The 20390-nt window shown below is 48.1% G+C and carries 17 protein-coding genes; all 17 read left to right on the top strand.

The features are described from left to right. Positions 1-15 precede the first annotated feature (15 nt). Positions 16-1287, top strand: coding sequence for an MFS transporter (locus tag A1sIIB60_RS04795; protein WP_095689326.1), 1272 nt, complete (start codon positions 16-18; stop codon positions 1285-1287). A gap of 41 nt (positions 1288-1328) precedes the next feature. After that, positions 1329-2624 (top strand): ATP-dependent Clp protease ATP-binding subunit ClpX, encoded by a 1296-nt coding sequence (gene clpX / locus A1sIIB60_RS04790; protein WP_095689325.1) that lies wholly within the window; start codon positions 1329-1331, stop codon positions 2622-2624. A gap of 15 nt (positions 2625-2639) precedes the next feature. Further along, positions 2640-5228 (top strand): valine--tRNA ligase, encoded by a 2589-nt coding sequence (locus tag A1sIIB60_RS04785; RefSeq protein ID WP_095689324.1) that lies wholly within the window; start codon positions 2640-2642, stop codon positions 5226-5228. Positions 5229-5242: 14 nt separating this feature from the next. After that, positions 5243-6613, top strand: coding sequence for a bifunctional folylpolyglutamate synthase/dihydrofolate synthase (locus A1sIIB60_RS04780; protein ID WP_095677536.1), 1371 nt, complete (start codon positions 5243-5245; stop codon positions 6611-6613). After that, positions 6613-6966: a DUF4233 domain-containing protein gene (locus A1sIIB60_RS04775; protein ID WP_095671330.1), complete on the top strand. Its 354-nt coding sequence runs from the start codon at positions 6613-6615 to the stop codon at positions 6964-6966. Before A1sIIB60_RS04780 ends, A1sIIB60_RS04775 begins: the two co-directional genes overlap by 1 nt. Before the next feature lie 51 nt (positions 6967-7017). Beyond that, positions 7018-7437 (top strand): nucleoside-diphosphate kinase, encoded by a 420-nt coding sequence (gene ndk, locus A1sIIB60_RS04770; RefSeq protein ID WP_095671329.1) that lies wholly within the window; start codon positions 7018-7020, stop codon positions 7435-7437. 43 nt (positions 7438-7480) lie between these two features. Continuing rightward, on the top strand, positions 7481-8512 hold the full coding sequence (locus A1sIIB60_RS04765; protein WP_095671328.1) for a rod shape-determining protein: 1032 nt from the start codon (positions 7481-7483) through the stop codon (positions 8510-8512). 9 nt (positions 8513-8521) lie between these two features. Next, a complete protein-coding gene (gene mreC, locus A1sIIB60_RS04760) occupies positions 8522-9445 on the top strand; it encodes a rod shape-determining protein MreC (protein ID WP_095689323.1) in 924 nt (307 codons plus the stop codon). Next, on the top strand, positions 9446-9967 hold the full coding sequence (gene mreD, locus A1sIIB60_RS04755) for a rod shape-determining protein MreD (protein WP_095689322.1): 522 nt from the start codon (positions 9446-9448) through the stop codon (positions 9965-9967). Further along, entirely contained in the window at positions 9964-12054 is a 2091-nt protein-coding gene (gene mrdA, locus A1sIIB60_RS04750; protein WP_095689321.1) for a penicillin-binding protein 2, read from the top strand. Before mreD ends, mrdA begins: the two co-directional genes overlap by 4 nt. Before the next feature lie 5 nt (positions 12055-12059). Continuing rightward, complete coding sequence (gene rodA, locus A1sIIB60_RS04745) at positions 12060-13211, top strand: rod shape-determining protein RodA (protein WP_095671840.1); 1152 nt, start codon at positions 12060-12062, stop codon at positions 13209-13211. Between the two features lie 242 nt (positions 13212-13453). After that, positions 13454-15673, top strand: coding sequence for an Rne/Rng family ribonuclease (locus A1sIIB60_RS04740; RefSeq protein WP_095689320.1), 2220 nt, complete (start codon positions 13454-13456; stop codon positions 15671-15673). Between the two features lie 103 nt (positions 15674-15776). After that, positions 15777-16094: a 50S ribosomal protein L21 gene (gene rplU / locus A1sIIB60_RS04735; protein WP_190276919.1), complete on the top strand. Its 318-nt coding sequence runs from the start codon at positions 15777-15779 to the stop codon at positions 16092-16094. A gap of 11 nt (positions 16095-16105) precedes the next feature. Beyond that, the gene (gene rpmA / locus A1sIIB60_RS04730) at positions 16106-16363 is read left to right on the top strand and encodes a 50S ribosomal protein L27 (protein ID WP_095671322.1); all 258 of its coding nucleotides are present in this window, start codon (positions 16106-16108) and stop codon (positions 16361-16363) included. 109 nt (positions 16364-16472) lie between these two features. Then, positions 16473-17963 carry a GTPase ObgE gene (gene obgE / locus A1sIIB60_RS04725; RefSeq protein ID WP_095689319.1) on the top strand — a complete coding sequence of 497 codons (1491 nt, stop codon included), beginning with the start codon at positions 16473-16475 and terminating at the stop codon, positions 17961-17963. Further along, positions 17964-19082 carry a glutamate 5-kinase gene (gene proB, locus A1sIIB60_RS04720; RefSeq protein WP_095689318.1) on the top strand — a complete coding sequence of 373 codons (1119 nt, stop codon included), beginning with the start codon at positions 17964-17966 and terminating at the stop codon, positions 19080-19082. Positions 19083-19105: 23 nt separating this feature from the next. Further along, positions 19106-20374, top strand: a complete 1269-nt coding sequence (locus A1sIIB60_RS04715; protein ID WP_095689317.1) for a glutamate-5-semialdehyde dehydrogenase — start codon at positions 19106-19108, stop codon at positions 20372-20374. The last annotated feature ends 16 nt before the right edge of the window (positions 20375-20390 follow it).

The raw sequence follows: 20390 nt of genomic DNA, 5'->3' as shown, positions 1-20390 counted from the left end.
GGCGTCGGTCTAGAAATGTTGAAAAAATATTTCGAACCCGGCGCTCTTTTTTCATATAAGGCCTATAGAAATCTTCTAATCTCAAACGTTCTCACTGTCATTGCAATGTCTGCTTTTCCGATCGCACTAGCAGTAACCGTTCTCGATGCCGGCGGGTCTGCTTCAACACTCGGATTAATCCTGGCGGCGCGAGTTCTATCTGGAGTGTTACTTGCTCCCGTTGGCGGTGTCTGGGTCGATCGTTTGCCAAGAAAAATGATTCTGATTTTTTCTGATGGATTCAGAGCTGTTATCGGAAGCATCGTCATCTTCATCAGACCGGAAAGTATCTCCATGTGGATTCTTGGCGGAATAGTTGTGCTGATGGGAGTTAGCGATGCATTTGGTGGTCCCGCTGCTGGTGCAATTATTCCAAGCCTGATTCCGGATCACTTGCTTCCCTCTGGAAATGTAATCCGCGGAATCTTGTTAAAAGGTAGTCATATTGCTGGACCAGGAGTTGCTGGAGTAATTGTCGTTTCATTGGGAACGCACGCAACCTATATAGCAACCTCTATTTTCTTTCTTCTCGGCGCGGTCTTGCTACTCCGTATAGATGAAGGTCCTGCAATTGCACCAACTGGGAAAGAGAACCAATTTTTTCTTGAGATTCGTGAAGGCTTAAAGGTTGTTTGGTATTACAAGTGGATCGCAGCGATGATCCTCATGGCATCAGTTCAACTAATGATGGTTATCGGAGTTGAAAACGTACTATTGCCAGTGATTACAAAACGAGATTTTGGAACAGCCTCGGTTTTTGCAACATCTGCTGCGCTCTTTAGTTTGGGTGGGGCAATTTCAGCCGTTATTTGCATCAAAGCAAAAGTTAAAAATCCAGGGTTAGTTTCAGTAGTCGTCTGGGGATTGTTTATCTTTGCACCTCTAGTCTTAGCTTTTCCTTCCTCGAAAGAATTAATCTTCCTGGCATATTTTGCAGCAGGATTTTCAGTTGGACCTTGGGAAGCTTTTTGGGCAACTCAAGTTCAACGCGAAGTTCCTGCCGAATATCAAGGGCGCGTCTTTAGCATTGATTACATGGGATCACTTGGCTTAATGCCATTAGGTATGGCGCTTGCGGGGCCAATGGTTAGCGTTTTTGGAGAGAAAGAACTCTTGATCGGCGTAGCGGTATTTCACTTACTCATCTGCGGCATCGTCTTATTTGTACCTGGAGTTAAGGAGATGAAATCCACCAAGCCGCCTTACTCTTCAGGTAATTCATCTATGGGCGAACACACCCAAGCCTGATTTAACCAACATATTTCCGCGCTAAAAACTATTCTTTACCCATGACTCGTATCGGTGAAACTAGCGACCTGCTCAAATGTTCCTTCTGTGGCAAGACACAGAAGCAGGTCAAGAAGCTCATCGCCGGTCCTGGCGTTTATATCTGCGACGAATGTATCGAACTCTGTAACGAGATCATCGTTGAAGAACTCGCCGAAGCGAGCACGCTTGGCTTAACTGAACTTCCTAAACCACAAGCAATCTTTGAATTCCTTGATCAATATGTAATTGGACAAGATCGCGCAAAGAAATCTTTAGCAGTTGCCGTTTATAACCATTACAAGCGCGTGCAATCAGGTGAAGCAAAAGGTGAAGACGGCGTAGAACTAGCCAAGTCAAATATTTTGTTACTTGGCCCAACTGGTTGTGGCAAGACTCTTATGGCGCAAACTTTGGCGCGCATGCTCAATGTGCCATTTGCAATTGCAGATGCAACTGCTCTAACTGAAGCCGGTTACGTTGGTGAAGATGTAGAAAACATTTTGCTCAAACTTTTACAGGCTGCAGATTACGATGTAAAGAAAGCCGAAACCGGAATCATTTATATCGATGAAATCGATAAGGTCGCACGTAAATCCGAAAACCCATCAATTACTCGCGACGTATCAGGTGAAGGCGTTCAGCAGGCGCTCCTTAAAATTCTTGAAGGCACGGTCGCATCAGTTCCACCTCAAGGTGGACGCAAGCACCCACACCAAGAATTTATTCAACTCGATACAACAAATGTTCTCTTTATCGTCGGTGGAGCATTCGCTGGTCTAGATAAAATCATTGAAGCGCGTAGCGGAAAAGCTGGAGTTGGATTTAATGCAACTCTGCAAGAGGCTACAGATAAGAACCGCAAAGATATCTTCTCCGATGTAATGCCAGAAGATCTTTTGAAGTTTGGAATGATCCCTGAATTCATCGGCCGCCTGCCAGTTCTTACTAGCGTCGAGAATCTAGATAAGCCGGCGCTAATGCAGATTTTGACGGAGCCAAAGAATGCGCTCGTTAAGCAGTATCGGCGCCTCTTTAACTTAGATGATGTGGAACTCGAATTCACTTCTGAGTCACTCGATGCCATTGCAGAGCTTGCGCTAAAGCGTGGCACAGGTGCTCGCGGACTTCGTGCGATCATGGAATCTGTTCTGTTATCTGTGATGTACGACGTACCAAGTCGCAGCGATATCGCAAAAGTGATCATTAATAAGGAATGTATCGATGAAAATGCGGCTCCAACGCTGGTTGCACGCACTGGCGATATTCCAAAGCGCGCTTCACGCCGCGAAAAAGGTACAGAGGAGAAGAGCGCATAATCTAGACTGCGCTCTATGTCTTCAAGCTCGCCATCTGGCAAAGAACTCGCATCGACCTTTAATCCGGCCGATATTGAGTCCAGCCTTTATTCAAAATGGCTGAAAGCTGATTACTTCACTGCAGATGCTTCATCTTCTAAAGAGGCGTTCACAATTGTTCTCCCTCCACCAAATGTGACCGGTGTTCTACATATTGGTCACGCGCTAGATCAAACTCTGCAAGATTGTTTATCGCGCATGAAGCGCATGAAGGGTTACGAAGTTCTCTGGTTACCCGGAATGGATCACGCGGGCATTGCAACGCAGAACGTTGTTGAAAAACAATTAGGCGCACAAGGGCTTTCACGCCATGACTTAGGACGCGAAGAGTTTGTTAAGAAAGTTTGGGAATGGAAAGCCGAATCCGGTGGAGCAATTCTTGACCAGATGAAGCGCCTCGGCGTTAGCGTCGACTGGTCGCGCGAGCGTTTCACAATGGATGAAGGCATGTCGAAAGCCGTCGTCTCAATTTTTAAGAAGATGCACGATGCGGGGCTTATCTATCGCGCAGAGCGCATCATCAACTGGTGTCCGCGTTGTTTAACAGCGCTTTCCGATATCGAAGTTGATCACCAAGATGATGCGGGCGAGTTTGTTCAGATCCGTTACGGCGAAGGTGAACAATCAATCGTTGTCGCAACCACGCGTGCTGAAACGATGTTGGGCGATGGCGCTGTAGCAGTTCACCCAGATGACCCGCGCTATAAGCACATGATCGGTACTGAAGTTTTGCTTCCTCTGGTTGATCGCATGATTCCGATCATCGCCGACGAACTTGTAGAAATGGATTTTGGAACCGGAGCGGTAAAGGTAACTGCCGCGCACGATCCAAATGACTTTGAAATGGCAGTACGTCACAACGTCCCATTCGTTGTAATCATGAACGAACACGGCGTAATGGCTGGCACCGGAACCGAATTCGATGGCATGGATCGCTTCGATGCCCGCGTTGCAGTTGTTGCAAAGCTTAAAGAGATGGGGCGCGTTGTCGCCGAAAAGCGTCCATATATTCACGCTGTTGGCCATTGTTCTCGTTGCGATACAACTGTTGAACCAAGACTTTCAAAGCAGTGGTTTGTAAAGGTTGCACCTCTTGCTAAAGCATCAGCAGATGCTGTGCGCAGCGGTGAAGTAAAGATTGAACCAGAAGCGCTTGCACCTAGATATTTTGAGTGGGTAGATAACATGCACGACTGGTGTATCTCTCGCCAACTTTGGTGGGGCCATCGCATTCCAGTTTGGTATGGACCAAATGGTGAAGTTGAAGTTGTTGGACCTGACCAAACTGCACCTGCAGGTTGGTCACAGGATCCAGATGTTTTAGATACCTGGTTCTCATCAGGTCAGTGGGCATTTTCTACCTTCGGTTGGCCAGAAAAATCAGCCGATCTTGCTAAGTTCTATCCAACAAGCGTTCTTGTAACTGGTTATGACATTCTCTTCTTCTGGGTAGTTCGCATGATGATGATGTCCACCTTTGCAATGGATGGCGTTGCTCCATTTAAAACGATCATGTTGCACGGTCTAGTGCGCGATCAATTCGGCAAGAAGATGTCGAAGAGTCGCGGAAATGTAATTGATCCAATTGAGTTTATGGATAAGTACGGCGCCGATGCGCTGCGCTTCACTCTCGCACGTGGTGCTAATCCAGGCACCGATCAAGCGCTAGCTGAAGATTGGATCGGCGGATCTCGTAACTTTGCAACCAAGCTTTGGAATGCAACTCGCTTTGCGATGATGAACGGTGCAAATGTAAATGGATCGCTACCGGCTACATCTGATTTAAATGCAATTGATCGCTGGATCTTGTCTCGCCTTAGCGAAACTCTGCGCGATGTTGATTCACTTCTCGAAGGCTACGAATTTGCTCGCGCTTGTGAAACTCTCTACCACTTTGCTTGGGATGACCTCTGTGACTGGTATCTAGAGTTATCTAAAGAAACTTTCGCCTCTGATAACAAGGCAAATTCACAACGCGTGCTTGGCCATGTTCTTGATCAACTGCTGCGCACTCTGCACCCAGTAATGCCATTTATTACTGAAGAACTCTGGTGCACGCTCACCGGGGGAGAGTCCCTTGTTGTCGCTCAATGGCCGAAGGCAGATAGTTCACACGTTGATAAAAAGTCAGAGAAACTGATTTCAACTCTGCAAGAAGTCGTTACTGAAGTTCGTCGCTTCCGCAATGATCAAGGGCTTAAGCCTTCTCAGAAAGTGCCGGGCCGTTTCTCTGGCTCTGCCGATGTGCTCGAATACTCCAGCGCCTTGCGCTTCTTATTGAAGCTTGAAGATAAAGATTTCACACCATCTGCATCCCTTGAAATTGGCGGCATAAAGATCGAACTCGATCTAACTGGTTCGATCGATGTTGTGGCTGAGCGCGCACGATTAGAGAAAGATTTAGCCGCCGCCAAGAAAGATCTTCAGACCGCTGAAGTTAAATTAGGCAACGCTGGCTTTATGGCCAAGGCACCGGCTGATGTCGTTGTCGAGATTAAAGAGCGCTTGGGTAAGACAACTGCAGATATCGAACGCATTACTGCCGCTCTTGCTGCGCTAAAGTAAATCGCATATAAATTATGAATAACATCAATCCAGATGATCAGGCGCGCATAGACGCAATCGAAAAAGCTTTGCTCGCGCGCTGGCCAGAAAATCGCATCGCACCAACTCTTGAAAGAATCTCAGCACTCGTTGACATGCTTGGCTCGCCACAACTTACTTATCCAACGATTCATATCGGTGGCACCAACGGCAAGACCACAACATCACGTATGGTCGATTCACTTCTATTTGAGATGGGTCTACGAACGGGTCGCTTCACCAGCCCGCACCTAGAAAGTTATCTAGAACGTATCTGCATCAATGGCCAACCGATCGATGCTAAAGAGATGATCTTCTCCTTTAACGACATCAGCCCTTATCTAGATTTAATGGATACCAAGTTTGATAACCCAATCTCATTCTTTGAAGCAATTACCGCACTGGCCTTTGCCGCTTTCGCAGAACATCCGATTGATGTCGGAGTAATTGAAGTCGGCATGGGTGGACAGTGGGATGCAACAAATGTTGTCGATGCCGATGTATCGGTAATTATGCCGATTGGTCTTGATCATATGGAGTACCTTGGAAACACAATTGCAGAAATTGCTACAACTAAAGCTGGAATCATTAAGGAACAAGGTTTTGTAGTCTTGGCACAACAAGAGCCCGAAGCAGCGGTAGAACTACTACGCAGAGCCGCTGAAGTCGGTGCTGATGTAGCACGTGAAGGCCTTGAATACTCAATTGATTCTCGCGCGATTGCAGTAGGTGGTCAGTTGATCTCAATTACAGGTTTGCGTGGACATTACGACGATATTTTCTTGCCGCTACACGGCAAGCACCAAGCATCAAATGCGGCGGCTGCCTTGATCGCTGTTGAAGCATTTTTCGGAGAACAAGACTTGGATATAGATGCGGTGCGCGCCGGGTTTGCCAATGTGACCTCACCAGGGCGTTGCGAGATTATTCATCGCGATCCAACAATTATCTTGGATGCCGCACATAACCCGCATGGAGCTAAGGCGATTGCAGAAACCATTCAGAGTGAATTCACCTTTGATGATGTCACAGGAATTGTTGCCCTTATGGCAGATAAGGATGCTCTAGGAATTTTGCAGGCGCTGGAGCCGATCATGAACCAAATAATTGTTACAACTAACTCGGCTGCACGATCAATGGCAGTTGGCGATTTAGAGGCTTTAGCAACCCAAATATTTGGCGCTGACCGAGTCTTTGCTCAGCCAACGCTTACCGATGCAATTGATAAAGCCATTAAGGATTCAGTTCGTCCACTTAGTGAAGAATCGTTAGCTATCTTGATAACCGGATCAGTAGTCACGGTTGGCGAAGCTCGCACTGCGGTGCGAAAGAAATATGCGAAGTCCTCGATTGAGGAAGGCAAATAATGCGCGTACTTGGTTCTGCTGTACTTTCCATGGAATTTTTGATTATGGGTTTTGCAATGTTGCTTGCGAAAGATAGCGGCGAGCCGCTGACTTTAATTTATGGCGCAGTAGTTATGTTTTTAATGATCTATGCAATTCGACTTCTCAAGAAGCGCTCAGGTTGGATCTTTGGTTCAATTCTTCAGATCGCAATGGCTGCATATAGCTTTGTTGTTCCATCCATGGCGATTGTTAATGTCATGTTCGTGGGGTTATGGATTGCGGCGATAATTGTTGGCCGTAAGGGTGAGGCCGCCCGCGCCGCCCTTTTGGCGCAAGGTAACCCCGCCGACCGCAAAGGCGATGAAAAGTAGGGCGAAATAGCCATGGAGCGGACACACCCAGATGCCTAATAGACTAGGCAGGTGAGCACAGAAAAGACCTTGATCCTCGTAAAGCCAGATGGCGTACGCCGCCAATTGGTAGGCGAAGTTATTTCGCGTATCGAGAAGAAAGGTTATGTTGTAACCGCGCTCAAGATGATGCAGGCAGATCGCGCTCTTCTAGAACGTCATTACGCAGAACATCAAGGCAAACCATTTTTCGAACCACTAGTTGAGTTCATGATGTCAGGTCCGATCGTTGCAATAGTTGCCGAAGGAAATCGCGTAATCGAAGGTTTCCGTTCCCTTGCTGGAGTAACTGATCCAACGGTTGCAGCGCCCGGAACAATTCGCGGCGATCTAGCTCGCGATCAAGGCACAAAAGTTGTTCAGAACATCGTGCATGGTTCAGATTCACCAGAATCTGCAGCACGCGAAATCGAAATTTTCTTCGGCAAGTAATTCCAAGTAATTCAAAGCAAAGCGATTAACTGAAGGGTTAAACATGAGTAATAAAATGTCATTTATCGGCCGAGATATGGCCGTTGACTTGGGAACTGCAAACACCCTGGTCTACGTACGTGGTCGTGGCATTGTTCTAAACGAGCCTTCAGTAGTTGCTGTAAACCAAGACACTGGCGGAATCCTTGCTGTTGGTCTTGAAGCAAAGAAAATGATTGGTCGCACACCTGGAAATATTGTTGCGATCCGTCCACTTAAGGATGGTGTTATTGCAGACTTCGATACAACCGAGCGCATGCTCCGATACTTCATCCAGAAAGTTCACCGCCGTCGTTACTTGGCAAAGCCACGCATCGTCGTTTGCGTTCCTTCAGGTATCACAGGTGTAGAACAGCGCGCAGTTAAAGATGCTGGTTATGCAGCAGGTGCGCGCAAGGTTTACATCATTGAAGAACCAATGGCTGCAGCAATCGGTGCCGGTCTTCCAATCCACGAACCGACAGGAAATATGGTTGTAGATATAGGTGGCGGAACAACTGAAGTTGCCGTTATCTCACTCGGCGGAATCGTTACATCCCTTTCAATTCGCGTTGGTGGAGATGAGCTAGATCAATCAATTATTAACTGGGTTAAGCGCGAATTCTCACTTCTTCTCGGTGAGCGCACAGCAGAAGAAATCAAGATGGCGATTGGTTCTGCCTACCCACTTCAAGGTGAAAACGATGCAGAAATCCGCGGTCGCGATCTTGCAACCGGACTTCCTAAGACAATCGTTGTATCCGCTGCAGAAATTCGCAAAGCGCTCGAAGAGCCAGTCAATGCGATCATCAATGCAGTAAAGAGCACGCTCGATAAGTGTCCACCAGAACTTTCTTCAGATCTTATGGATCGCGGAATTGTTCTAACTGGTGGAGGAGCGCTTCTTAAGGGTCTAGATGAGCGCCTTCGCAAAGAGACCGGAATGCCAATTCATATCGCTGACCGTCCATTGGATGCAGTTGTTGAAGGTTCCGGAAAGTGCATTGAAGAGTTCGAAGCCCTTGAAAAGGTTTTGATCTCCGAGCCTCGTCGATAGGTTTTAAAGATGCGTAGCGGCGGCGACAACCGCGGTCGTCTCCTTCTCATTTCACTTATTGTTACTGCGCTTTTTCTAATTACTTTAGATCTCCGCGGCGTACAAGTGATAACTGGGCTACGTAACGGTTCACAATCTGCGCTTTCACCAGTTCAATCAGTTGCCGCCACAATCTTTCGCCCGGTTGGAAATTTCTTCTCTGATGTAACCCAACTTGGTCGCACTCGCGGAGAAATTGAGAGATTAAAGGCGACCAATGAAAAATTGCGCAAAGAGCTAATTGATCGCAAGAACGCCGATGCCGAACTTGCAAAATTAAAATCAGTACTTGATCTCGCAGGCACCGCCAAATATAAAGTTGTAAATGCCAAGGTTATTTCACTTGGATCTACTTCTTCCTTTACCCAAACAATCACTATCGATGCTGGAACCAATGATGGTGTTCGCCAAAATATGACGGTAATTACCGGGCTTGGTTTAGTTGGCGTTGTGAAAATTTCTTATCCAAATAGCGCGCTGGTGCAGTTGGCAACCGACCCGGCATTTAAAGTCGGAGCAAGAGTTGCTGGCAGTCAGCAAATTGGAATTTTGAGCGGGCAAGGCACTTCCAAAGCAGTACTCCAACTTTTAGATAATCAAACAACTCTTAAAGTCGGCGATGTAATTCTGGCTCGTGGCAGCGTCAACAATCGACCATTTGTTCCTGGTGTTCCTATCGGCCAAGTAACCTCAGTAGATAATGCAGCGGGTGCGGTAACCCAAACTGCGGATATCAAGCTCTACGTTAATTTCTCGGCGCTTAGTACTGTGGCAGTTGTTGTCTCTGCGCCGAAGGAAGATCCACGCGATGCGCTAGTTCCAAGAGCGCCGGTTCCAACGCCAGTTCCAACTGTGACTATCTACGCTCAACCATCAGAATCGCCAGCCCCATAAATGTTTGCCCGCAGATTCTTTATCTCACTTCCAATATTTACTCTTATCTATATTCTGCAAGAGAGCGTTGTTACCCAATTTAAATTATTCGGTGGGGGATTCTCACTATTTTTAATATTCGCGCTTCTCTGGTCTGCGCTCGGCACTCCAGAAATGGGAGCGTTAACTGGTTTCGGCGCTGGGCTTTTGATGGATCTTTCGCAAAGCGCTTCCGGACCAATGGGACAGTGGACTCTGATAATGATCCTGGCAGGTTTCGCAGTCTCTTATCTTGGATACGGCGACGATAATTTCCGCGGTAATCCAATTTCATTGATCTTCACAGTCGCTGCAGCAGTCGTAGTAATCCGCTTGATCTACTTAATTCTCGGACTCTTCCTAGGCAGCGATACTGGAAGTACTTGGTCGGTTTTTCTCTCGCTCTTCTCATCTGCTTTCTGGTCAGCAGCACTTGCTCCGCTACTGCTACCTGTTGTTACCAGAATTCATGAAGCGCTCTTTGATGTTAAGAGTCGGATATGAATCAGCGCGCAAGACTTAGCCTTTTGGTTGTACAAATCTTTATTTTCTCTCTGCTCTTTGGATTAATGGGCCGCTTGTTCTACCTACAGGTTGCTGCAGGTCCGAAATACCGTGATGCCGCACTATCTATTCAAAGTCGCGATGTTGTCACGCCTGCAACACGTGGGTTAATAGTTGATTCATCGGGGGTGCCACTGGCACTTAACAGAGTCGGTGTCGCTATCACCGTAGATCGCACAAAATTGGATCGCCAGTCAGATAAAGGTGTTGCAGTTCTGCGAAGTCTTTCAACTTTGCTAAAGATTGAATATAGAGATATCTATCAAAGAACCAGACTTTGCGGAGAACTGGCCAAGGGAGAACGTGCGGGATGCTGGACAGGTTCTCGTTTCCAACCGATTCCGCTAACCAAGGAAGCCGATCCCGAACTTGCCTTACGTATAGTCGAACGTCCAGACCAGTATCCGGGAGTCTCGGCAACACCGGTTTCGATAAGAAACTATCCAGGAAACGCTGGCGCTAATGCTGCGCATTTACTTGGTTACATCGGACCGCTTACAGAAGAAGATTTATCGGGCGCTAACGGCAGAAGTTATTTCAGATCTGAGTCAATTGGTAAAGCAGGACTTGAGATTCAATACGATGAATATTTAAGAGGATCACCGGGTATAAAGACCGTTATCGTTGATCGTAAAGAAGCGGTAACAAGTACGACTCAAAATTCAAAGCCAGTTGGCGGAAATCACCTAGTAACAAGTATTGATGTTCGCGTTCAAGCCGCTGCCGAAACGGCGCTAGCCGATGCAGTGCGACGTGCGCGATCAATGGGGTATCCATCAGATGGCGCCGCTGCAGTTGTAATGGATGTTCGCAACGGACAGATAATCGCTCTTGCATCGCATCCGACTTACGATCCAAATGCATTTGAGCGCGGGCTGACCGTTGCTGAGGCAAAGAATTTGTATAGCGAGAAGGCGGGCGTACCTGCGCTCTCACGCGCGCTGCAAGGACTTTTTGCCCCTGCGTCAACATTTAAAGCGGTCTCAGCAGTTGCTGCAGCCAATGCAGGTTATGACTTAAACGCTTCTTACGATTGTCCTTCACAAGTTGAAGTAGGCACGCGCGCCTTTCAAAACTTCGAAAGCAAAGCGCAGGGGCGAATTTCAATGAAAAAGGCGATTGCGGTTTCCTGTGACACTATTTGGTATCGCATCGCCTTTGATGAATGGCTTCGCGATGGTGGCCTAAAACCTAAATCAAATGCAAAGGACCACTTCTTTAGCGCGGCAAAAGGATTTCAGGTTGGCGTAAAGACGGGAATTGACCTGCCATCTGAATCATCTGGACGATTAGCAGATCGCGAATGGCGTAAATCTTGGTATGAACAGAATAAAGATTTCTATTGCAATTACAAAGAGCGCGCCTCAAAGAGTCAGCAAACCGCGTTCTTGGTACAACTCGCATATGAAAACTGTTTAGATGGCGACAAGATTCGCGCAGGCGATGCAGTTAACTTCTCAATTGGCCAAGGCGACACAGTTATATCTCCACTAAAGCTGGCGCAGATGTACGCCGCGATTGCCAATGGCGGAACTATTTTGAAGCCAACTATTGCCAAAGCAATTGTGAAAACTGATGGCACCGTAATCAAAGAGTTTAAGCCAGAAAAATTAGGAGTAATTCCTGCCACTAAAGAGACGATTAAATTCCTTCATGGTTCACTTCGCGAAGTTGTAATCAGTGGAACTGGTGCTGGAGCATTTAACTCATTTCCGATTCCTATCAGTGGAAAAACCGGAACAGCGCAAGTTTTTGGTCGCAATCCAAATGGCAGCGCGAAGGCAGATACATCTTGGTTTGCATCCTACGGTCCAACCAATAAACCTAGATTTGCCGTCGTCATGATGGTGAGCCAGGGTGGTTTTGGTGCATCAGTATCAGGTGTAGGAACGCGCAAGATTTACGAGACTTTATTTGGCGTTGAGGGATCGAAGGTAAGTTCAGCGAAGATTTTGTTCCCAAGTGGAATTCCGCCCGTAGGATTGCCGAAGATTTCTCCAGCAACAAAAGTTAAGGGTGCCAAATGAGCTTGATGTCCCAGCGCATTAACTACCGAAAAGCTCAGCGCCCCTCAGCTTTTGCCGGTTTTGATCCAATCCTCACAATTGCCGTTGCTGCGTTGTTGGTGATCGGAACTCTTTTGGTTTATGCCGCAACGCGAAATTGGTATGCGGCAAATGGTTTAGATCCCGAGTACTACTTAAAGCGCCATGTTGTAAATATTTTGATCGGTTCGCTACTTGCCTGGGGAACCACGATCATTGATTACCGATTGATTCGCGCGTACACGCCGTTCTTATGGATCGGCGGCGTTGTTGGGCTTACCCTGGTTTTGATTCCAGGCATTGGCGAAGAAGTAAATGGTGCAAACGCGTGGATCGGTCTACCTGGTGGATTCCAAGTACAGCCGGCAGAGCTGGCAAAGATTTCAATCATCGTTGGTATGTCGATGATTTTATCTGAGCGTAGCCACGACTCAGATGCGCCTTCCCACAGAGATGTTATGCAGGCGCTGGTTATTGCAGCAATTCCAGTTCTCTTAATTCTGGCTCAACCAGATATGGGAACTGTTTTTATTATTAGTATCGCGGTCGTAACAATCATTGCAGTATCTGGCGCCCCACTTCGTTGGGTTGCGGGATTAATCATTGTTGCCATCGTTGGCAGTTTTGCAGCGGTGCAAGTCGGTGTTATTAATGATTACCAGGTAAAGCGCTTACAGGCCTTTGTTGATCCAAATGCAGATTCGCAGGGGAGTGGTTACCAATTACGTCAGGCACGAATCACCGTTGGCTCTGGTGGATTACTTGGCACAGGATTATTCAACGGCCCACAAACAAATGGACGTTTCGTTCCTGAACAACAAACTGACTTTATCTTCACAGTTGCTGGAGAGCAGTTAGGTTTTCTTGGCTGCGGATTTATAATTCTCTTGTATCTAATTATTTTGATGCGGGCATTTGGAATCGCCCGAAGATCTAGCGACCCTTATGGAAAATTAGTTTGCACCGGTGTTATCGCTTGGTTTGCATTTCAAACATTTGAAAACATCGGTATGACTTTAGGCATGATGCCTATGACTGGTGTTCCGCTGCCATTCCTGTCTTATGGTGGCTCAAGCATGTTCGCCAATATGATCGGTTTCGGTCTATTGCAAAACGTAAACGCTCGCCACCGCGGCTAATTCAGGCGCAAACCCCGCTCATTTCGCGATTTACCCCCATCTTCTGGCATACTTACCCCAACAGTTCAGCGCGGCTCGCGAACCAATTCGCGGCACACAGCCAGCGGCGGACTAACACAGAAGTACACACAGAGATTTGCTTGAAGGATTTGACCCAAGTGCGCATCCCGTTCGGGGCGTTAGCTAGTTGAGTATCTACAAGCCAGAGCGCGTTTATTTGAACGCATAGAGGATTTGGTGCCATGGCGATTGAGCCAAAGTCACCGCGCAAACGTGCGGTGAAAAAGATTAGCAAGAAGAAAGCTGCCGAACAAAGCGCAGCCGTTGATACAACCCCCGAAACAGAAGCGGTTGAAACCAAGTCGAAGAAGAAAGCGCCTTCGATCCCTGTCCCAATTTTTCAGGCTGCTCCAGAAGAGAAAGCACCGAAGGCTGCAGCAAAGAAGAGCGCAAAGAAAGTTGAAGTCGAAAGCGGATCTGATGAGAAGGTAAGTACTTCTGCAGCAGCGCCTGATTCTGACGACTCTGAAGATTCCGATGGCCGTGGTGGACGCAATCGTCGCCGCCGTCGTGGTGGACGCGGTCGCCGTAAGCCAGGTGCAGATGGCGCCGACGCTAACGCTTCAGATGAAGGAACAGATAGTTCAGAGGATTCCAGCGAAGATTCTGCAGAAGGCACAACTCATCGTCGCCGTCGTCGCCGCCGTGCAACTGGAGAGGGTGTAACTCCTGGCGAGACCGTTGATGAAGATGGCGTAATCACAGTTGTTAAGGTCCGCGAAGTTCGCGAACGTACCGAACGTCCTGCGCGCGCAGAGCGCAACGAACGTGGAACACGTAGCCGTGGTCGCGATCGCGATCGTGGCGGACGCAATGACAATCGTGGTGATAGTCGTGGAGATTATCGCGAGCCATATCGTCGCCGCGGAACAATCATTACTGACGGAGAGTTCTTAGCTCGTCGTGAAAACGTCGATCGCGAGATGGTGGTTCGCCAGATTGGTGATCGCATTCAGATCGCAGTTATCGAAGATAAAGTCATGGTTGAGCACTACGTAAACCGTAACGCCAACGTTTCTTATGTCGGAAACGTTTATCTCGGTCGCGTACAGAACGTTCTTCCATCTATGGAAGCGGCGTTCGTTGATATCGGCAAAGGTCGCAACGCAGTTCTCTATGCCGGTGAAGTTAACTGGGATGCTGCAGGTATCTCTGAAACTCAACCACGTAAAATTGAAATGGTTTTAAAGACCGGTCAACCTGTTCTTGTACAAGTTACCAAAGATCCAATCGGTCAAAAGGGTGCGCGCTTAACTAGCCAGATCTCACTTCCTGGCCGTTATGTTGTCTATGTTCCTGGCGGCGGAATGAGCGGTATTTCAAAGCGCCTTCCTGAATCAGAGCGCACCCGACTCAAGGCGATCTTAAAGAACTTAATCCCTGAAGAAGCTGGCGTAATTGTCCGCACCGCTGCTGAAGGCGTTAGCGAAGAAGAACTCACCAACGATGTCGCACGTCTAAAAGCACAATGGGAAGATATCTATCAGAAATCTGAAAATCCAAATTTCCACGCACCGGCACTTCTGCTCTCAGAGCCAGATCTTGCTGTTCGCGTAATCCGCGATATCTTCAATGAAGATTTCCGTAAACTTACAATTCAAGGCAATGAGGCTTGGGAAGAGATCAGCTCTTACCTCGGATCTATTGCTCCTGAACTCGTAACTAAACTTGAGAAGTACACCGGAAAAGGCGATCTATTCGCAGACTTCCGCGTTGAAGAACAACTGGCTAAGGCATTTGACCGCAAGGTTTACTTACCTTCAGGTGGTTCGCTAGTTATCGATCGCACTGAAGCGATGATCGTTATTGACGTTAACACCGGTAAATTCATCGGTAAGGGTGGAAACCTTGAAGAGACTGTTACCAAGAACAACTTGGAAGCAGCCGAAGAAATTGCTCGCCAGCTTCGCTTGCGCGACCTTGGCGGAATTATCGTTATCGACTTTATCGATATGGTTCTTGAATCAAACCGTGATGCAGTTCTTCGTCGCCTAGTTGAATGTCTTGGTCGCGATCGCACTAAGCATCAGGTTGCAGAAGTGACTTCACTTGGCTTGGTACAAATGACACGTAAGCGCGTTGGCCAAGGTTTGATCGAAGCTTTCTCAACAACTTGCGATTCATGTGCGGGCCGCGGAATTCATATCCATATGGAACCGGTAAAGATGAAGGCGCCGATGCCACAAGTAAATTCACAATCAGCATCACATGACGATGCCGATGAATCTGAAGCAACCGAACATGAATTCCACGAGACTCTAAATACTGAAACTCTAAATACTGAAGTAACAGATACCGAAATGTCTTCAAAAACCGAGGTAGATGAGGATGTAGAAGTAGAAGCCAAGCCAGCCGGGCGACGTCGTCGCAGGGCTGCTTCCAGCGGGATCATCACCGCCTAGAAAAGCCTCAATTTGACCCTAGGGGTACGAAATCCGTACCCTTAGCCTCTGCTCGAAAGAAGCCCACCTGGGCCTCATGAGCGTGAACTGAACTGGAGCAAGAATCGTGTACGCAATCGTTAAAGCTGGCGGACGCCAGGAGAAAGTCACCGTTGGTGAAACCATCACTGTCGATCGTATCGACCAGGCTGCTGGTGCAACCGTAACTTTTCCTGCGCTACTTGTAGTAGACGGTGCCAGCGTTACAACAGATGCAAAAGTTCTTAGCGGTGTAAAAGTTACCGGCGAAGTTATTGACGAAGTAAAGGGTCCAAAGATCGACATCCTTCGTTACATGAACAAGACCGGTTATCGTCGTCGTCAAGGTTTCCGTGCACAGCAAACTCGAGTCAAGATCACCGCAATCAGCGGCGTGAAATAAGGGGCTGAACAATGGCAAGTAAGAAGGGTGTCTCCTCGACACGTAACGGTCGCGATTCCAATCCGCAATACCTCGGTATCAAGCGCTTTGGCGGACAAGAAGTAAACGCTGGTGAAATTTTGGTTCGTCAACGCGGAACATATTTCCACCCAGGAAAGAATGTTGGTCGCGGTAAGGATGACACTCTCTTTGCACTAGCTGCAGGCGCAGTTGAATTCGGTCGCGCTCGCGGTCGCCGTGTAGTGAACGTGGTTGCACCGGTCGCTTAATTTAGGTTTCTCAAAGAGAGCGAGCCGCGTTCGTGGCTCGCTCTTTTTATTTCACAAAATTTTTAGAGATTTAAACTAGAGGCAGTAAACCAGAAGGGAGCGTTAAGAGATGGCTACATTCGTAGATCGCGTAACGCTCTACGCCGCTGCCGGAAAAGGCGGAGATGGTTGCGTCTCTGTTAAGCGCGAAAAATTTAAACCACTTGGTGGTCCTGATGGCGGTAACGGTGGACGCGGTGGCGACATAATCTTGATCGTCGATTCCAGTGTTACGACGCTCCTTGATTTTCACCATTCACCTCATCGCAAAGCAACATCTGGTTCACAAGGCTATGGCGATCGAAAAGATGGCACTTACGGTGAAGATTTAATTCTTCCTGTTCCAAATGGCACAGTGGTTTTCGACGATAAAGGAAATCAACTCGCAGATTTAATCGGCGTCGGCACAACATTTCTTGCGGCACAAGGTGGACATGGTGGCCTCGGCAACTTGGCTCTCTCATCTTCAAAGCGTCGCGCGCCAGGTTTTGCACTCCTTGGCGAACCAGGTGAAGAACGCACTCTCTACTTAGAACTTAAATCAGTTGCCGACATTGCACTTGTTGGATATCCAAGCGCTGGAAAATCTTCGTTAATTGCCGCAATTTCCGCTGCGCGCCCAAAGATCGCTGACTATCCATTTACAACTTTGGTTCCAAATTTAGGTGTTGTTCAAGCAGGCGATACCCGCTTTACCGTTGCCGATGTTCCAGGTCTCATTCCAGGAGCCTCACAAGGTAAAGGTTTGGGTCTTGAGTTCTTGCGCCACGTCGAACGTTGTGTGGCACTTGTACATGTACTCGATTGCGGAACGTTAGAAACAGATCGCAACCCAATTACAGATCTTGAAATCATTGAATCTGAACTTGCACAGTACGGCGGCCTCGAAGATCGCGTGCGCATTATTGCGCTAAATAAAATTGATCTTCCTGACGGCCAAGCAATGGCCGATATGGTTGCGCAAACTTTGCGCGATAAGGGCTATGAGGTTTACCCAGTCTCTGCCGCAAGCCGTGCCGGTTTAACTGAACTTCTCTACGCAATGGCACGCCTAGTGCAGAAAGCACGTGCCGAAGCTGCAACCGAAGAACGCACTCGCATCATCTTGCGTCCAACAGCTGTAGATGATTCAGGATTCACTGTTCGCGCCAATGCCGATGGTTCATTTAGCGTGCGCGGACAGAAAGTTGTTCGTTGGGTTCGCCAGACAAACTTTAAGAACGCTGAAGCAATCGGTTACTTGGCAGATCGCTTGGCACAACTCGGAGTAGAAAAAGAGTTGTTCAAGCAGGGAGCGGTTGCCGGAAGTGAAGTACGTATCGGATCTGGCGATAATGAAGTTGTCTTCGAATGGGAGCCAACTATTGAAGCTGGCGCCGAACAATTAGCCGGTCACTTGCATCGTCGCGGCGAAGACTCACGCCTAGAAGGCTCATGGGTTGTAGAAGAACGTGTTGTCGATCAACTAAGTGATGATGAAATTGCGCAACAATGGGAGTACAACGTGGAGGACCCACATACTCCACGCTTAACGGATCCAACACCAGCAGAGGATAAGTAAATGAGCCGCAGCGCAGTTACAAGTGCGAAACGCGTTGTCATTAAAATTGGTTCATCTTCGCTAACCGGTTCTGCAGGTTCTGCCCTCGATAGCCAAGCGGTTTCACAAATCGTTGATGCAGTTGCCCAACTACGTTCACGTGGTGCTGAAGTTGTTCTGGTTTCTTCGGGTGCAATCGCAGCCGGCCTTGCTCCACTCGGTTTAACAACCCGTCCAAAGGATTTAGCGACGCAACAAGCGGCAGCATCAGTTGGCCAAGGCTTGCTTATTGCAAAGTACAACGAGAACTTTTCACGCCATAACTTGGTCTCATCTCAGGTGCTTTTAACAACCGAAGATGTGGTTCGTCGTTCGCACTATCAGAACGCACAACAGACTTTGAATAAGTTGCTCTCACTTGGTGTTGTGCCAATCATCAACGAAAACGATTCAGTCGGTACGCAAGAGATCCGCTTCGGCGATAACGATCGCTTAGCCGCGCTTGTGTCGCTACTAATCGGCGCTGATTTACTTGTGCTGGTTTCAGATGTTGATGCGCTCTATGACGCCCCACCTTCACATGCGGGCGCAAAAGCAATCTCATTTGTCGATCACATCGCAGATATTGAGAATTTTGATATTGGTGGCGCAGGTTCTGCCGGCGTTGGTAGCGGGGGAATGGTTACCAAAATTGAAGCTGCGCGCATCTCAACGGGCGCGGGAACTCCAATGTTGCTTACATCGCTTACTAATGCAGCAAATGCACTAGCCGGCGCTGAAGTCGGAACCTTCTTTGCATCTCACGGAACACGTTCTACATCGCGTCTGCTCTGGTTGGCACATGCCTCAACTCCACGCGGTCGCTTAATTCTCGATGCTGGAGCAGTAACAGCGATTCTCGAAAGAGGAGTTTCACTTCTACCTGCCGGCGTTACTGCCGTTGAAGGTGAATTCATCGCCGGGGATACCGTCGAACTAATGAGCGCAGATAAGAAAGTTATTGCACGTGGACTTGTGGCATTTGATTCGCATGAAATCCCACAGATGCTCGGTCGCTCCACTAAAGAGCTTGCGGCAACTTTGGGCGCAGAATATGAGCGCGAGTTAGTTCACCGCGATGATTTAGTACTCCTCGGATAAATAGAAACCGATAAACTTTTCCAATGGATGCTGTCGAGATAGTTTCAGGGTTAGCGCTTAAAGCGCGTACCGCTGCACGCACTCTTTCGACAGCAACGGGTGCCGAACGTAAGGCCGCCTTGTATGCAATTGCTGCCGCAATCGAATCTCGTAGCGCCGAGATTTTAAAGGCTAATGCCGAAGATATTGCGCGAGCAAAAGCTGAAGATATGCATCCTCAGATGCAAGACCGGTTACTTCTTACCGAATCTCGAGTTGCCGGAATGGCTAATGGCGCGCGCTTGGTCGCTGATCTTCCAGATCCACTTGGACAAGTGTTGCGCCAATCAACTCTGCCAAATGGTTTAGATCTTAAACAAGTATCTGTTCCATTTGGCGTCATCGGAATGGTTTACGAAGCCCGTCCAAATGTCACGGTAGATGCTGCAGTTATCTTGCTAATGTCCGGCAACGCAGCGTTGTTGCGTGGCTCTTCTACAGCGGCGGCGAGCAACCAGGTTCTCGTAACCGTTATCCGAGATGCGCTAGCCACAACAAAAATTTCACCAGAGGTAATTCAGTTGGTTCCATCCGAAGATCGTGCAACCGTTAAAGCACTGCTAAACGCACGTGGCAAAGTTGATCTAGTTATTCCACGTGGCAGCGCCGCGCTAATCCGCATGGTGGTCGATGAATCTACAGTTCCAACTATCGAAACCGGTGCTGGTGTTTGCCATGTTTATGTCGACGAATTTGCAGATATTGAAAAAGCTCTTCCAATCTTGATTAACTCCAAGACCCATCGCCCAAGTGTTTGCAACGCCGCCGAAACTCTTTTGGTTCACCGAGCCATTGCACCGACATTTTTGCCGATGGCGCTCAAGGCGCTATCTGATGCTGGCGTTATCTTGCACGCTGATGCAACTGCACAGAAGGTGGCTGAAAAGTTTGGAATTGCTTCAACTCCTGCCACTGATCAAAACTGGTGCACTGAATATGGAATCCTTGAAATGAACGTTGGTGTTGTTGATTCAGTTGATGCTGCAGCAGATCACATCGCAAAGTACGGCACTAATCACACAGAAGCGATCGTGACTGAGAAGAAAGAGAACGCAGACCGTTTCATCGCACTTGCTGATTGCGCAGCCGTGATGGTCAATACTTCTACGCGCTTTACTGATGGCGAACAAATGGGATTTGGCGCTGAAATCGGCATCTCAAATCAGAAACTTCATGCCCGCGGCCCGATGGGCTTAGAAGCGATGACCACAACCACTTGGATCGTCACTGGTGATGGGCAAATTCGCTCGTAACCCGCTTTCTCATTAA

The organism is Candidatus Planktophila lacus, from assembly GCF_002288385.1.
GTDB classification, from domain to species: domain Bacteria; phylum Actinomycetota; class Actinomycetes; order Nanopelagicales; family Nanopelagicaceae; genus Planktophila; species Planktophila lacus_D.
The sequence above is the reverse complement of the archived record's forward strand: the minus strand, read 5'-3'. Positions and strand labels throughout refer to the sequence as shown.